A 15,289-nucleotide genomic window follows, 5' to 3' on the forward strand; every position below is an offset into this window, starting at 1 on the left:
TGTGAATATAGAAAAAAGCAGTGGCAAAGCGTTGATGACAAAGATCAACAACCTTGCAAAAGAGCTTGGGATTGAAAATCCCCAAGGCGTGACGATTGTTCGTTTGGAAGATACGGATGATCCAAACAAAAAGACTCTCGAACTTGTTCAGGGGAGCTGGGAGAACAAAGCGCCCTGGTTTGTCATCGATAATGAAGAGAAGGTGCATGTTCTTTCTACACTTGAATCGATTCTACATCTGATTCGCTCTTTAAATGAAGCAAAATATGAAAATTTCAATCTCAAACTGGAAAAAGCGATTCTGGAAAATCTTCCCATCGATTTTAACGATGTCTGGGTTGTTGCCATGAGTGAGATCCAAAAAAGGCTCGCCGAGAGTAAAAATAAAAATTTGCTTGATATCGATATTAAAAAGCTTGTGAAAGATATCAAAAAACATCATCCAAATCTTTTTATGCAGCTCAAAGATTTGCAATTTCCTCCACAAGGCCACCAATGATCGATTTTGAAAAGTTTGTCAAATACTCAAAACCGGGTCCGAGATATACAAGTTATCCTACCGCAATCGAATTTAGCGAAGATTTTTCGTATGAAAGATATATCGAAAAGCTTCATGCTCAAAAAGATGAGACGCCTCTATCTCTTTATTTTCACCTTCCCTTTTGCAGGAGTGCTTGCTACTTTTGCGGATGTAATGTTGTTTTTACTTCCAAAGAGGATAAAAAAGAGCGATACATTTCCTATTTGCAAAAAGAGCTGGATATTATACAAACGCATATCAATCCAGACAGAGAAGTGATTCAGCTCCATTTTGGAGGTGGTACGCCTACATTTTTTTCACCCGAACAGCTGCAAAGAATCATTACTTCTATTAAAGATGTATTTGGCAATTGGAGCAGTGAAGCAGAAGTGAGCTGTGAAATCGACCCCAGATTTCTGAGTGAAGAGCATATGCAGGTTTTGAGTGAGGGCGGTTTCAATCGGGTCAGTTTTGGCGTACAGGATTTCAATGAACAGGTTCAGCAAGCAGTACACAGAATCCAAAGTTTTGAAGTGACTCAAAAGGCGGTGGAACTTGCCAGGAAATATGGTATGCAAAGCGTCAATATCGATCTTATCTACGGACTTCCTTTCCAAACGCTTGAGAGTTTCAAAAAGACGCTGGATATGACGCTGCAACTTGATCCCGATAGACTGGCCGTTTTCAACTATGCCCATGTACCTTGGCTCAAAAAAACAATGCGAAAGATCGACGAGACCACACTTCCTACACCAGATGTAAAGCTGCAGATTCTCAAATACACCATCGATTTTTTTACTTCCAACGGGTACAAAATGATCGGGATGGATCATTTTGCGAAACCGGATGATGAGCTTTTTAAAGCGATCGAAAAAGGGGAACTGCATAGAAACTTTCAAGGCTATACCACAAAAGGAGGTGCTGATCTTATAGGCATCGGACTGACAAGTATTGGTGAAGGCGAGGACTACTACGCCCAAAATTTCAAAGAGATGCAACAGTACGAAGCTGCGATCGATGAAGGAAAACTTCCTTTTCATCGAGGAGTGGAGCTCAGTTTTGATGACAAGGTGCGAAAAGCGGTCATTATGGAACTGATGGCCAATTTCAAACTCGATATTCCAAGAATCGAAAAAGAGTTCGGCATCGATTTCAAAGACTATTTTCAAGACGCTTTACAAGAGCTCAAAGAGTTCGAATCAGAAGGCCTTGTGACAGTACGTGAGGATGCGATAGAAGTGAGTCCGACGGGGACTTTGCTTATCCGAAACATCGCTATGCCTTTTGATGCCTATATGAAAAAGCATAAAGAGGGTAAAAAGGTCTTTAGTAAAACGGTATGAGACTTCTTGTTTTTACTACAAAAAAGCAGTTGCGAAATTACGCTGCTGCTCATTGTGACACTCTTTTGCCGAAACTTCTAACCATTCAAGAGTTTCTCGATAGAGCGATTTTGACCGATAAGGTATTTATCCCAAAAGAGCTGAGGCTGCATTACTTTTACAAAGCATGCAAAAATGTTCCATTGGAGAAATTGGGCATTGAGAAAAATTTTGAACGGTTTGTGCATGAGGCTGATCTGATCTACTCTTTTTTGAAAGAGGTTTATCTTGAAAACGTAGATTTAAAAAAAATCGCTCAGTACGATATCTACGCATCCTATCCGGAGCATATTGCCATTATTCAAGCAATTTACGACAATTATAAAAAGTTACTGAATGCACAGGGACTTGTCGATCTAATCACTTTAGAAGATTTTACAATTAACAATGCATACTTTGATCAGTTTGAAGCGATTACGATCTATCTTTCCGGCTATTTAAGTCGGTTTGACAAAGAGATCATTCGCTCTATCCGAACTCCCGTTACTATAGAACTGGAAGTGACTCCTTTCAACAAAACTCTTGCCGATAAGATGTTTGGTATTCAAAAGCAAGGTCTCTATACAATCGATCAAAAAGGCAATATTCAAACCATACAAGAAGATAGAGGTGAGCCGACACTTGAGGTGTGCGGCTTTTCTAAAAGAGTAGAACAGGCAAATTTTGTCTTTGCCAAGATAGAGGAGTTTGTTCGATCTGGAATCGATCCGCAAAATATTGCTGTGATTTTGCCCCAAAAAGATTTCAAAGAATATTTAGAAGCCTTTGATCGTTTGGACAATCTCAACTTCAGCATGGGAGACTCCTTTATCTATTCAGCGCTTTATAGAAAACTGGAAGCTTTGTATCGGTACTGTTATTTGGAAGAAGAGAAGTATGGAACGAAATTAAATGAAGAGGAGATTGAAACTTTTCAAAAGATTGATTCTTGGCAAAAGCTTGAGACTTTTATCCAAACTACAGCAAGTGATCGCGAAAAAAGAGTGATTGAAGAGAGTCTCTATCTTTTTGGAAGGCTGATTGAAAATATTGAAATCAATACGAAAGATATGGTAAAGCTGCTATTGGAGAGACTCAAAGAGCTCAGCTTTGATGATATCCGCGGTGGCAAAGTGACGGTTATGGAAATGCTCGAAAGCAGAGGATGTCAGTATGATGGTGTGATCATTGTAGATTTCAATGAAGAGGTGGTACCGAAAATCGGTACGGAAGATCTTTTTTTGGATAGCAGCCTGCGTAAAAGTGTAGGGCTCCCTACGATGAGAGACAAAGAGTCTTTACAAAAACACTACTACTACCAGCTTATGCAACATGCAAAAAGAGTTGCACTGGGATTTGTGAAAAATGAAGAGCGCGATGTCAGCCGATTTTTTTACGAACTTCCTTTTCAAAAGCAACAAGAGAATGCAAAACGGTATGAAAATGTGCTCTATACAAAAACGCAAAAAGCGGGCGTGTTTGAGATCAATACAACGTTTGAACTTCCAAAGGTCTTGACTCCTACAACGCTTGAAATACTACTTCGATGCCCTTTGCGTTACTATCTTCGTTCTATTGAGCAGATCACGGTGCCAAAAGAGCGTGTTTTGGGATTTGATATTCATGAATCGATCAATCGAGCAATCCTTGCAAAGCCTAAAAGTGCTCAAGACTATTTTGAAAAGATTATAAAGAATGTAATACAAACAGTTTCACGATACGATGAGTATCGACTCCGTGTGGAGTGGGAAGAGAAACTTCGAAAGTTTGCTCAAAGAGATTTTGCTCTTTTGAATGGAGAGGTCCTTGTAGAAAAAAATCATGGAAGAGCATTTGGGGATTACATCATCGAAGCAAGAGCCGATAGAGTGGTCAAAAGAGGGGATAAAGTCTTTATCTACGATTATAAAACCAGTAAAACAGGCAGCTACCTAAAAACCTATGAGAAGGATGAGGCGAAACTGCAAGCCGAATTTTATGCGTATATCTGGCAGACCGATGAGGTCTATTTTTGGGATTTGCATAATGTGGAGCTTGAGTATGTGGATACCTCTCAAGCAAAAGAGCAGATTGAAAGAGCGATTGATAGCCTTGAAGGGGTGACGAAAAAGTGTGAAGATACGGAGTATTGTAAATATTGCCCATATAAATTTGGCTGTAAGGGACTTGTATGAATCTTCTTGCTCTCAAAGCAAGTGCTGGGACTGGAAAAACATACAGTTTGGCGCTATTTTATCTTGCAAGGCTTTTTGAAGGGGCCAATCCTTACGATGTTTTGGCAATTACCTTTACCAATAAAGCCGCCAATGAGATGAGAGAGCGTGTGGTGGATTTTTTGTTCGGTTTGGATGATGAGAAGTTGCAAAAAATAGCTTCGATTATAGACAAAGATGCAAAATCAATCGCGAATGAACGACAAAGAGTTATTCAAAAATTTCTTGCCAGCCGATTGAACATCGTGACCATCGATGCTTTTGTGCAAAAAATCCTGCGTAAATTTGCTTTTTTTGCCGGCCTTTCTCCCGATTTTACCATCGAAAAAATCGAAGTTTTCGAATCTTTCATCAATACATTGGAGGACAAAGAGTTCCGAGCGTTCACCAACTTTGCCAAGTGGTTTGGGCACAGTGGAATAGGCGCTTTTTTTGATACGCTCTACGAAAAAGATAAGGAGCTCCCCCATATACAGTTTCCTATCCAGGATAATACGCAAGCAGTACTCACCTTGTATCACAAAATAGTAGAGCATATTCATAATGTTGGCACAGAAGCGAAAAAACGAGATTTTCAGCCGGTAGCAAAAGTAGAGGAGTTTCTGTTTACAAAAAGCGGCGGGTTAAGAGCATGGCTCACGAAAGAGGAGTTTAAGATTCCAGGAGTTCCTGCTTCTAAAGAGATCCAAGAGATCTTTGTGCAGCTAAAAAAGGAGCTGAAAGCATATTATGATTACAAAGAGGCGAAATTTTTACAAACGCTGCTTGAGTATTATCGACAGTTTAAAACCCAAAGAAAAAATCTCATTATCCAAAAAAATGGATTAGATTTTACCGATATCAAGCATTTTATCTATGATTTGTTACAGTACTCCATCGAAAAAGATTTTCTCTATTTCAGACTCGATAGCAAAATATCGCATATTCTTTTCGATGAATTTCAGGATACCTCAGTAGAAGACTGGAAAATATTTGAGCCCTTAGTCGATGAGATAGCCAGTGGAGCTGGGGCCAGGGAGAATCGCAGTTTTTTTTATGTTGGTGATGTGAAACAGGCTATTTACGGATTTCGAGGAGGGCAGGCGGAGCTTTTCGACTGGGTGGCGAACCGTTATGGTATGCAAATCGAAGAACTGGATGTCAATTACCGCTCGCGTTCGAATATCGTTGAATATGTCAACGAGATGTTTGATCTGAAGCAAAAAAGCCACGAAAAGGGTGGCTATGTGGAAGTCATAGCGAGTGACTCTTTGCTTGAAATGTTAAAGGAAAAAGTACAGATGCTCCTGGAAGCGGGTGTGCAAGAGCATCAAATAGCAATTCTTGTCCCCACAAACAGCGATATTTTCCAAGTGGCCGATTTTCTGCAAGAAGAGCTGGGCCTAAAGGCAACTACGAGCAGCTCTAAACTCCTTATTCATCAACCCCATGCAAAAGCGATTATAGAAGCAATCAAGTATCTCTATACACGCCAAAAGATTCATCTTTTCAATTTTCAAAGTGTCACTTCTCAAGAGCTCGAAGTCTTCAAAGAACAAAAGCCGGTTCAACTGATTCGAAAGATAGCCGATCGTTATGGGTTGTGGGATGATTCGGTTGTGGACCTTTTGGAACATGCACTCAACTATAAAGATATCGATGAGTTCGTTAACGAAATTGATCAATGCGATATTGAAGTCAAAAGCATAAGCCAAGGAATAGAAGTCTTAACGGTCCATAAATCCAAAGGGCTTGCGTTTGAGCATACAATCGTTTTAGACCGACTTGGAAAGGATCGAACACGAAAAGAGAACATCATCTTTGACTATGAAGGGATTGCGTTACGCAGACTCGTTTTGAGACAAAAGGGAAGAGAGCATTTTGACCCAGAATATCAGCAACTGCTTGAAAAAGAGGAACGTAAAGAGCGGCGGGAGCTTCGCAATGTCGCATATGTGGCATTGACACGGGCAAGGAACTCTTTAATCGTTTTGAAAAATCCGGACTCAAAACGATACGGATTTTTACAAGAGACAAAAAGAGGCAGTATCATTGTTCAAAAAAGTGGGCAAGAAGATTCTGTCATACCTTTTACATGGAAATTGAGAAACTATGGCAAACAAGAGATTATCGAAGAGCAGGAGTACAAACCGAACGATTTTGCGGCAATTTACAAAGGGGAAGCCTATCACCAAGCTTTGGAAATCGGTTTTGCATATGCCAAAAGCAGATTTGCGCTTTTAAGCGATTTGGAACATATGCAAGAGGAAGTCAAAAAGGTTCAAACGTTGATTGAAAAGAGATTTAAACCTCTTTACTACAAAGAGATTCCATTTGTGAGCGGTGATAAGCTTGGTATAATTGACCTGCTTATACAAGAGGATGATCGCTATGTCATCATCGATTATAAGAGTACAAGACCGCATGATGAGAGCGGATACATAAAACAAGTTCAATTTTACAAAGAGTCCGTAGAGAAGATAACAGGAAAAAAAGCCGAAGGATATCTTCTGTATATCGACGAACTATCTCTAAAAAAGGTTTGAGTGTGTTTGAGTTTACATCAATCAGTAATGCTTGTATCAAATGTGGAAAATGTATTCCCACATGTACGATTCACCAGGTGAATCCGGATGAGGTGACAAGTCCGAGAGGATTTATTGAACTACTTGGAGATTATCAAAAGGGTGAGATTGAGCTGGACAAAACGGCAAAAGATATTTTTGAAAGCTGCTTTTTATGTACCAACTGCGTGGATGTGTGTCCAAACTCTTTGCCGACGGATATGATCATTGAGGAGGTTCGACACGATATCGCACAAAAATATGGAATCGCCTGGTATAAAAGGGCGTTTTTTTGGCTGCTTCGAAACAGATGGGCGATGGATCTTTTTAGTAAATTGGGGTATGTTTTTAAAAGCTGTGCTCTGCAAAATGAACCGAAAGGAAGAGGGCTTCTTCCAAAATTTGATCTGCCGATGATCAAAAAAGATAGACTCCTTCCATCTATGAAAAGTAAAAGCTTTCTCAATAAATACCCCACCCGAATGAACAAAAATGGCAAAAGCAAAGTGGCTATTTTTATAGGATGCCTTGCTAACTACAACTATACAGAGATTGGCGATGGACTGGTGGAGATTTTAAAAAGGCTTGATTACGAGATATTTATTCCCAAAAAGCAGCTTTGCTGCGGAGCTCCTGCCTACTTTACCGGTGATTTTGATACGGTTGAGTATCTTACAAAAAAGAATATCGAATATTTTGAAACATTTATCGACGAAGTGGAAGCGATCATCATACCAGAGGCCACCTGCAGTGCTATGATCAAGCACGACTGGGAGGTCTTTTTTACCAATCGCGGAATGCAGGAGTGGGCGAAAAGAGCCAAAAAAGTGAATGAAAAGATTTTTATGGCAACCCAGTGGCTAGCCAACCATACGGATCTCACAGTAATGTTGGAGCAAAAGGGGAGAAAATTTGATGAAGTTGTGACCTATCATGATGCATGTCATGCCAGAAAGGTGCAAGGGATCTGGAAAGAGCCGAGAGAGCTTCTTGGAAAATCGTTTCAGCTTGTGGAGATGGAAGACCCAAACAGATGTTGCGGATTTGGTGGCGTTACGATACAAACAGAAAAATTTCATCTTGCCCAGGCTGCGGGCAAGCCAAAAGCTGCTATGATCGAACAAAGCGGAGCGAAGATCGTTTCAGCAGAGTGCAGCGCATGTCGTGTACAGATAAGCAATTCTCTGTATCAAAATGGTGTCAATGCAATCTTTAAAAATCCGATAGAGCTGATTGCAAAAGCTTTAAAAGAGTCTTAATTTTTATTACATTACAATTGTTCAATAAATATACAAAGGAAAGGAATGAAAAAACTTGTAATTGTAACTGCTTTATGTGCATGGGTATTTGCGGGAGTGACAGGAGAAGGACATCATGCCAATCATTGGAGCTATTCGGGACAAGAAGGACCACAGCATTGGGGTGAGATAGATCCAAAGTTTCGAATGTGCGCTCTGGGTGTCAATCAATCTCCCATCGACATGAACCGCTTTGTTGATGCGAAACTCCCAAGCCTCAAAATTACATACGCAGGAATCGCAAAAGAGGTTGTCTACAATGGCCATACGATCAAAGTAACTACTTTGGGGAAAAACGAGGTGGTTATAGATGGAAAACCCTTTGTGTTACAGCAGTTTCATTTTCATACACCAAGCGAAAACAAGATCAATGGAAAACAGTTTCCTATGGAGGCGCATTTCGTTCACAAAAGTAAAGACGGAGAGTATCTTGTTATAGCTCTCATGTTCAAAGAGGGAGCAAAAAACAGTGCTTTGCAAAAAATACTCAATGATTTACAACCGGAAGTTGGTCAAAAGCGTATGTTAAAAGAGATGTTCAATCCTGGAGATTTCTTTCCAAGAAAATTGGATTATTATCGATATGATGGTTCTTTTACGACACCTCCTTGTACAGAAGGTGTACGATGGATTGTATTGAAGCGTCCGGTGCAAGCGAGTAAAGAGCAGATAGCCAAAATGCACGAAATCATGCATAATAACAATAGACCAGTACAACCTCTGAAAGCGCGAGTCATTTTAAAATAAGGAAACATAATGAATCTATCCATACTTAAAAAGATCCAGTATGCCAATATCCTCTCCATAGTTCTTTTTTCTATTACAGTTACTGTACAAATATTTAAATCGGGGTTTGACTGGATTTTTATACTCAATATCATCAATTTTATTTGTGCATGGATTATATTTGTCAGTGTATTGCAGATCCAAAAAACGTTGAAAGTACTTTCTAATGTGATTCAAAAAGCAAAAAATGGCATATTTGATTACTCCTTTACTATAAATGACATTGGTGTTATAAAAGTTATGGGGGAAAATCTCATCGCATTCATGAAAGAGGTTGAGACATTTTTAAGTGACACAGACAGGGTATTGAAAGATATCGATCAAAAGCGCTTTACGACTATTGATCCGAATCGGTACAACGGAGAATTTAATAAAATAGCACTTTCTATTAATCATTCTGTCGAAAATATTCAGTCAAAAGAGAAAATCGTTGAAAAAGAAGAGCTTAATTTCAAAATCGGAAAATTGGGTGGTGGAGTAGCAGGTGGTTTGAATGTCATTAAAGAAGATTTGTTGCATTCTATCAAAAAGGTAAAAGAGATTGTTGCCAACTCCAACAATATTTCCAATGAAGCGAAAGATGTAAATACACTTCTTGATAATGTTGTTGCAAAACTGGATCAGCTTCTTTTACTGATTCACAGATCGAACAAAATGACCGAATCGTTAAATAAAAAAGCAGAGAATGTGGGTGACATTATCAAACTAATCAACGATATTGCAGATCAAACCAATCTTTTGGCCCTCAATGCTGCAATTGAAGCTGCCCGAGCCGGCGAACTGGGGAAAGGATTTAGTGTCGTCGCTGATGAAGTAAGGAAGTTGGCTGAAAAAACCCAAAAATCGACTGAAGAGGTTCGAAAAGTACTCGAACTTCTTCAAAGTGAGAGTCGAGAAAGTGTCGAAAACGCAAAAAGTATGGAACGCATTGCAAACGAGTCAACAGGTCTTGTTGAACATTTTAAAAATTCACTTATGGATTTTACCGCTCATGCTGCACGATCCAAAATTTTGGCAGACTCTATCGCAAGTACTCTTACCATCACCAAATTTAAGCTGGATCATGTTATATTTAAAAATAAAATCATTTATCACAACTTTTTTATAGGAAAAGTAGAAAACCCATATGTCGATGAGAAACATTGTGATTTTGGAAAATGGTATTACAGTGAAGGCAAAGAGATTTATAAAGAGATTCCGCTCTATTTTGAGATCGAAAAACCTCATACGAGTCTGCATGGGCTTGCAAAAGAGATTATTGAAACTATTCAACAGCCCGATTTTGATACTTACGTTCTTGCGCATAAAGATGAGATATACAATAAATTTGTAGCATTGGAAAATGCCTCTTCACAGCTTTTCGAACTGCTTGATAGGCTTTTACAGGAGTATGAAATCTATTTGAATAAGGAAATTATCGATGTGGAAGTTGTGAAAAAAGACGAACCGCTTGCCTTAAAAAATGCTTCATAAATAAGATATAATTGCCCTTGTAAAAACAAGGGGAATTATGACATACTGGAATCAAATCTACGAGCATTTTAATCCAATAGCTTTCACGATATTTGGTATCCCCGTGCACTGGTATGGGATCATGTATGTTCTGGCGCTTTTGGTAGCACTTTTGGTGGCTCAATGGATCGTCAAAAAAGATCAGTTGCCATTTACAAAAGAAGAGCTTGATATCTATTTTATTTGGGCGGAAATTGGTGTTATTTTGGGAGCCAGAATTGGCTATATACTCTTTTATGATTCCCATACAAGTTACTATCTTACCCATCCATGGCAAATTTTCAATCCTTTTATGAACGGCCATTTCATAGGGATCAGGGGCTTCAGTTATCACGGTGCCATAATCGGTTTTTTAATCGCAACCTATTTGTACGCAAAGAAATATAATAAAGATTTTTGGAAGTTGATGGATTTGGTTGCACTTGCTGTACCTTTGGGATATGTTTTTGGACGGATAGGAAACTTTTTAAATCAAGAGCTCGTTGGGCGGGCTACACATGTGCCATGGGGGATCTATGTAGATGGCACTTTGCGACACCCCTCTCAACTGTATGAAGCCTTAACAGAAGGATTATTAACATTTATCATCTTATTTTTATATCGAAAAAAGAAGCATTTTGATGGTGAGTTGATTGCATTGTATGGAATATTGTATGGAGCATTTCGATTTTTATGCGAGTTTTTCAGAGCTCCCGATATTCAGCTTGGATTTATTTGTTGTGGATGGATGACAATGGGGCAGCTTCTTTCACTTATGATGGTTGTGCTATCCGGTATAGTCTATATCTATTTGAAGAACACCAACTATGGGAGGGTAACATGAGCGATACACATATGATAGGACTGTATGCCACATTTATTTTTATGATTATTTTGGCCATTATGCCTTATGTTGTGATCAAATATGTCAAGAAAAGAGGGAGAGATGGTTTGAAAAAGTAGTCACTCCCTTTCTGGCTTAGTGATTTTTGGATAAATTTTTAAAATGCTGATAAAAAGCGTTATAACAGCCGGTCCTATGATCATTCCCCAAAATCCGTAGCTTGTCAATCCGGCTACAATGGAGAAAAAGATGAGCAGCTCATTGATACGGACATGTTCGTCCTCTATCATTACCTGATCGATATATTTTATGATAATCGGTTTGATAATGGTATCGGCTATGCCTGAGATAACAATGATAGAGTACAATGCTATTACAATAGCGCCGGTTGTGTTATCTAAAAAGTATTGATGTAATGCAACAGGCAGCCACATGATAAGGCCACCAACAACAGGGATAAGCGAAGCAAAGCCGTAGAGGATGCCAAGCATTATGCCGTTGTATCCATACATTTGGACAATGATTCCAAAAAGGATGCCTTCCAAAACTGCAGTAGCGATAATAGAGTTAAAGACAACCCCCATCACTCCTGCAAGATTTTCAAAAAGCAGTTTACTGTCCTCTTTTGTAAAAGGTATGATACTTTGAAAATAAACAAGCAGATCTTTTCCGTAGAGGTTTGCAAAAAAGTAGAAAATAAGAATCAAAAAGATATCTTTGAAAAAGTTGGCACTCTTTTTTCCTAAAAAGGTTGCACTTTGTATAATCCAGTTGATAATGCTTTGGATATCGAATTGATCAAAATACCTTTGTAAAGAGTCACTTTTGATCCATCCGTTGTGGTGCAGTGTCTGTACAATCCAATCCTTGGTGTGAGCGATAGTCTGCTTTAAAAGATCAAAATCGATATTTGCGACGAATGAGGCCGCATTTGTAATGATGTAGATGAGAGGAAGAAAAAAGATTAAAGCAAGAACGATCGTACTAGCGATTGCGGGTAAAATCTGACCCGGTAGTTTTTTCATAAAATAGCTATGCATTTTATAGGACGCAAGTGCCAGCAGGATAGCAATGATCATCGTATTGAGAAATGGATAGAACACTTTCAAAACAAAATAGGTGACGATGAGAAAAAGAACGCCTAAAAAATGGATCGGTTTCATACTGTCCTCAAAAGAGTGAATTTTGTATATTGGGCGAGAGTTTTAAAATCTCATATGTTTTGAGTGTAGCAACTCTGCCCCGTGCTGTTCTTTCCAGATATCCGTTTGCCAAGAGATACGGTTCGATCACATCTTCAATCGTTCCTTCGTCTTCGCTGAGTGCGGCAGCAATAGTGCTGAGTCCCAAAGGCTTTCCTTTTGCGTCAGCTAAGAGTTTGAGGAGTTTCAAGTCAAGCTCATCAAAACCTCTTTCGTCCACTCCAAGCGCTTCCAAAGCCTCTTTGGTCCGTTGCAATGTGATAGTTTGTTCATCTGCCACATCGGAAAAGTCCCGAACCCTTTTTAAGAGTCTCAATGCAATTCTTGGAGTTCCTCGGCTTCGCTTTGCGATTTCCAATGCTGCATCGTTCTCAATATTTTTCGATAGTTTCTTTGCCGCATTTGTTACTATTTGTGCAAGTTCTTGTGGAGTATAAAACTGCAAACGAAAATGCATACCAAAGCGATCCCTCAAAGGGGAGCTGAGCATTCCGGCCCTGGTTGTCGCACCAATGAGGGTAAATTTGGGCAGATCGATTTTAATGGTTTGTGCCGCTGGACCGCTTCCTATAATGATATCGAGACGAAAATCTTCCATAGCCGGATAGAGTATCTCTTCGATGGCGGGAGAGAGCCTATGAATCTCATCAATAAAAAGGATGTCTCCCTCTTCAAGGTTTGTGAGTATTGCAGCCAAGTCCCCGCTCTTTTCGATCATCGGTGCAGCTGTGATTTTGATATTTGCTTCCATCTGCGAAGCGATAATAAGAGAAAGCGTCGTTTTCCCAAGCCCCGGAGGTCCAAAAAAGAGAACATGATCAAGGGTTTCGTTTCGTTTTTTACACGCTTGAATAAAGACTTTGAGATTGTTTTTGATTTTCTCCTGCCCGATATATTCATCCCAGTCATTTGGGCGAAGGGTGGTTTCGAAACTGTTTTCTTCGCTAAATTTTTCAACTTCGACGATTCGTTCCATCAGTAACTGTACTCCTCGCTTGGAAAGGAGCCCTCTTTCACTTCATTGGCATATCTTGAAACAGCCTCTTTGATCAGTGTTGCACCATCAAGGTAGCGTTTGACAAATTTTGGTTTAAACTCTTCAAAGAGTCCAAGCATATCACTCCACACAAGCACCTGGCCGTCTGTCTCTTTCCCTGCGCCGATACCAATCACCGGTATATGCACAGCTTGTGTGACTTTGGCTGCAACATCTGGTTTCACACCTTCGATAATAATGCTAAATACCCCTGCATCTTCCAGCGCTTTAGCATCTTCGATGAGCTTGTCAGCATCATTGACCACTTTATAGCCGCCTTGACCACGGACGTGTTGAGGAAGAAGTCCAATATGACCCATAACAGCTATACCGTTTGTACAGAGTGTTTGAATAAGATCGGCTTTCTCTTTTCCACCTTCAAGCTTTATTGCATCGACACTAGTCTCTTTATAAATTTGTATGGCGTTGTGTAAGGCTTCTTGTTCATTCGTATATGTCCCATAGGGCATATCCAAAACGACAAAAGCAGAAGGTGCGCCGTTGCATACAGCATTGGCATGATAGATCATCTGATCCAATGTAGCAGAGAGTGTATCTGGTTTTCCAGCAAATACCATATTGAGACTATCGCCTACCAAAATCATATCCACAATCGGCTCAAAAAGTTTTGCAAACAGTGCATCATATGCAGTAATCATGACAAGCTTATCGCTGTTTTTTGCCGATTTTATGGTGTTTATGGTCTGCTTTTTTCTCATTGATGCCCCTTGTGAAGTTGCCTCAATTTTATCAAAAAAAGGGTATAATTACAATCAAAAAACTTTTAAAGGCATCATGTGAAAAAGCTCGTAGGATATATAACTTCTGCCTATCCCGATAAAAATTTTACGATCGATCTCATTTTGGCTATGAAAGAAAAAGGGCTTGACAGTGTTGAGTTGGGTGTGCCTTTTAGTGATCCGGTTGCTGACGGACCAATTATAGAAGAGGCAAATGTAAGAGCTTTGAGCAATGGATTTCGCTTTCAAGATCTTTTGGATATTACTAATGCGGTAGCCGGTTCCATTGATACATTATGGATGGGGTATTTCAATCCTTTTTATCATCGAGGTATGCAAAAAAGTATTGAGGAAGCCAAAGAGCTTGGAGTCAGCGGTTTTATCATTCCAGATTTGCCCTATGAAGAAGCCCTGGCGTATCGGTCCCTTTTTGATGAGAATGAGATAGCTCTTATCGATTTTGTTGCTCCTACAGATAGCAAAGAGCGAATAAAAACGATTTTAAAAGATTCGAAAAAATTTATCTATCTTGTTGCGTATGCAGGGATTACCGGGGCACAAAAAAGTGAAGATTTGAGCCAGATAATTACATGGATTCGAGAAACAACAGATACTCCAGTGTATCTTGGCTTTGGAGTCAATGAAAAGACTGCGAAAGAGAAAGCCAAAGATGTTGATGGCGTCATCGTAGGAAGTGCATTTGTCAAGGTATTATTGGATGAAAACTTGACAAACAGTGAAAAAATTGCTAGAATTGCCGAGCTTTCAGGAAAGATTAAGGAACAAATCAACTCCTAAGGCTTGGTTACCCCATATTATGGGGGTGACATGGCTTCGACGGGAGCAGTCTGTCACAGGCTGCGTGCCGGCTTGAGGAACGCCGTAAAAACTCCTCAAAAAAATAGACGCAAACAATACAGATTATAGACCGGCTTACGCAGTAGCAGCGTAAGTTTAACGAAGATACTTACGGTCCCTCGCACCTCTCTTAGCCCTCAAAGAGAGGATTTTGCGGGGTCATCCATTCGAGGGCTCGGATGAGCGGTTGCCTAGCCGCTCATCGACACCTTTAGGCTGGGTTGATACAGGTTTCGGGCGCTGAACCTGTATCAATCGAGATCAATCAGCGCTACTACGCACGTAGAGGCCTGTGGTGGGTTGTTTCCGGACTGGGGTTCGATTCCCCACACCTCCACCAAAAGCTTTTATAATCCCCATTTTATGGTAAATTCAAAAGACCCTCAAAAATTTTTTG

General features: G+C 39.8%; 13 protein-coding genes and 1 other RNA gene. 11 read left to right on the forward strand and 3 right to left on the reverse strand.

The window, feature by feature from the left end; translation table 11 throughout:
* The first annotated feature begins 1 nt into the window (after nucleotide 1).
* The 9 genes from JG735_RS02215 to JG735_RS09840 are packed head-to-tail and all read left to right on the forward strand — an operon-like array spanning nucleotide 2 to nucleotide 11,175.
* On the forward strand, nucleotides 2-499 hold the full coding sequence (locus JG735_RS02215; RefSeq protein ID WP_201335216.1) for a DUF2603 domain-containing protein: 498 nt from the start codon (nucleotides 2-4) through the stop codon (nucleotides 497-499).
* On the forward strand, nucleotides 496-1,863 hold the full coding sequence (gene hemN, locus JG735_RS02220) for an oxygen-independent coproporphyrinogen III oxidase (protein WP_201335217.1): 1,368 nt from the start codon (nucleotides 496-498) through the stop codon (nucleotides 1,861-1,863). Before JG735_RS02215 ends, hemN begins: the two co-directional genes overlap by 4 nt.
* Complete coding sequence (locus JG735_RS02225) at nucleotides 1,860-4,055, forward strand: PD-(D/E)XK nuclease family protein (protein WP_201335218.1); 2,196 nt, start codon at nucleotides 1,860-1,862, stop codon at nucleotides 4,053-4,055. Before hemN ends, JG735_RS02225 begins: the two co-directional genes overlap by 4 nt.
* Nucleotides 4,052-6,619, forward strand: coding sequence for a RecB-like helicase (locus tag JG735_RS02230; RefSeq protein WP_201335219.1), 2,568 nt, complete (start codon nucleotides 4,052-4,054; stop codon nucleotides 6,617-6,619). Before JG735_RS02225 ends, JG735_RS02230 begins: the two co-directional genes overlap by 4 nt.
* A 2-nt stretch (nucleotides 6,620-6,621) precedes the next feature.
* A complete protein-coding gene (locus tag JG735_RS02235) occupies nucleotides 6,622-7,896 on the forward strand; it encodes a (Fe-S)-binding protein (RefSeq protein WP_201335220.1) in 1,275 nt (424 codons plus the stop codon).
* 45 nt (nucleotides 7,897-7,941) lie between these two features.
* Nucleotides 7,942-8,682, forward strand: a complete 741-nt coding sequence (locus JG735_RS02240) for a carbonic anhydrase (protein ID WP_201335221.1) — start codon at nucleotides 7,942-7,944, stop codon at nucleotides 8,680-8,682.
* A gap of 9 nt (nucleotides 8,683-8,691) precedes the next feature.
* Nucleotides 8,692-10,194, forward strand: coding sequence for a methyl-accepting chemotaxis protein (locus tag JG735_RS09890; RefSeq protein WP_201335222.1), 1,503 nt, complete (start codon nucleotides 8,692-8,694; stop codon nucleotides 10,192-10,194).
* Nucleotides 10,195-10,231: 37 nt separating this feature from the next.
* A complete protein-coding gene (gene lgt / locus JG735_RS02250) occupies nucleotides 10,232-11,056 on the forward strand; it encodes a prolipoprotein diacylglyceryl transferase (protein WP_201335223.1) in 825 nt (274 codons plus the stop codon).
* Complete coding sequence (locus JG735_RS09840; protein ID WP_255322336.1) at nucleotides 11,053-11,175, forward strand: hypothetical protein; 123 nt, start codon at nucleotides 11,053-11,055, stop codon at nucleotides 11,173-11,175. The genes lgt and JG735_RS09840 overlap by 4 nt, the downstream gene beginning before the upstream one ends.
* Here JG735_RS09840 and JG735_RS02255 read toward each other — a convergent pair whose 3' ends face one another.
* From JG735_RS02255 to panB, 3 genes are read right to left on the reverse strand one after another with little or no spacing between them, the layout of a single operon-like run.
* Nucleotides 11,176-12,219, reverse strand: coding sequence for an AI-2E family transporter (locus JG735_RS02255; RefSeq protein ID WP_201335224.1), 1,044 nt, complete (start codon nucleotides 12,217-12,219; stop codon nucleotides 11,176-11,178).
* A gap of 7 nt (nucleotides 12,220-12,226) precedes the next feature.
* Complete coding sequence (ruvB, locus tag JG735_RS02260) at nucleotides 12,227-13,234, reverse strand: Holliday junction branch migration DNA helicase RuvB (protein ID WP_236584195.1); 1,008 nt, start codon at nucleotides 13,232-13,234, stop codon at nucleotides 12,227-12,229.
* Complete coding sequence (panB, locus tag JG735_RS02265) at nucleotides 13,234-14,013, reverse strand: 3-methyl-2-oxobutanoate hydroxymethyltransferase (protein WP_201335225.1); 780 nt, start codon at nucleotides 14,011-14,013, stop codon at nucleotides 13,234-13,236. Before panB ends, ruvB begins: the two co-directional genes overlap by 1 nt.
* Before the next feature lie 78 nt (nucleotides 14,014-14,091).
* Between panB and trpA the strand changes: the two genes are divergently transcribed.
* Together trpA and ssrA are read left to right on the forward strand one after the other, a co-directional pair.
* Complete coding sequence (gene trpA, locus JG735_RS02270) at nucleotides 14,092-14,832, forward strand: tryptophan synthase subunit alpha (protein ID WP_201335226.1); 741 nt, start codon at nucleotides 14,092-14,094, stop codon at nucleotides 14,830-14,832.
* Nucleotides 14,833-14,853: 21 nt separating this feature from the next.
* Nucleotides 14,854-15,232, forward strand: a transfer-messenger RNA (tmRNA) gene (gene ssrA / locus JG735_RS02275).
* Nucleotides 15,233-15,289 lie beyond the last annotated feature (57 nt).

This window comes from Nitratiruptor sp. YY08-10 (assembly GCF_016629565.1).
Taxonomy (GTDB): Bacteria; Campylobacterota; Campylobacteria; order Campylobacterales; family Nitratiruptoraceae; genus Nitratiruptor.

What these genes read in the sequence shown, in the direction of transcription:
- hemN (WP_201335217.1), top strand. Translation starts at nt 496, where the DNA reads ATGATCGATTTTGAAAAGTTTGTCAAATACTCAAAACCGGGTCCGAGA.
- JG735_RS02225 (WP_201335218.1), top strand. Translation starts at nt 1,860, where the DNA reads ATGAGACTTCTTGTTTTTACTACAAAAAAGCAGTTGCGAAATTACGCT.
- JG735_RS02230 (WP_201335219.1), top strand. Translation starts at nt 4,052, where the DNA reads ATGAATCTTCTTGCTCTCAAAGCAAGTGCTGGGACTGGAAAAACATAC.
- JG735_RS02240 (WP_201335221.1), top strand. Translation starts at nt 7,942, where the DNA reads ATGAAAAAACTTGTAATTGTAACTGCTTTATGTGCATGGGTATTTGCG.
- JG735_RS09890 (WP_201335222.1), top strand. Translation starts at nt 8,692, where the DNA reads ATGAATCTATCCATACTTAAAAAGATCCAGTATGCCAATATCCTCTCC.
- lgt (WP_201335223.1), top strand. Translation starts at nt 10,232, where the DNA reads ATGACATACTGGAATCAAATCTACGAGCATTTTAATCCAATAGCTTTC.
- JG735_RS09840 (WP_255322336.1), top strand. Translation starts at nt 11,053, where the DNA reads ATGAGCGATACACATATGATAGGACTGTATGCCACATTTATTTTTATG.
- JG735_RS02255 (WP_201335224.1), bottom strand. Translation starts at nt 12,219, where the DNA reads ATGAAACCGATCCATTTTTTAGGCGTTCTTTTTCTCATCGTCACCTAT.
- ruvB (WP_236584195.1), bottom strand. Translation starts at nt 13,234, where the DNA reads ATGGAACGAATCGTCGAAGTTGAAAAATTTAGCGAAGAAAACAGTTTC.
- panB (WP_201335225.1), bottom strand. Translation starts at nt 14,013, where the DNA reads ATGAGAAAAAAGCAGACCATAAACACCATAAAATCGGCAAAAAACAGC.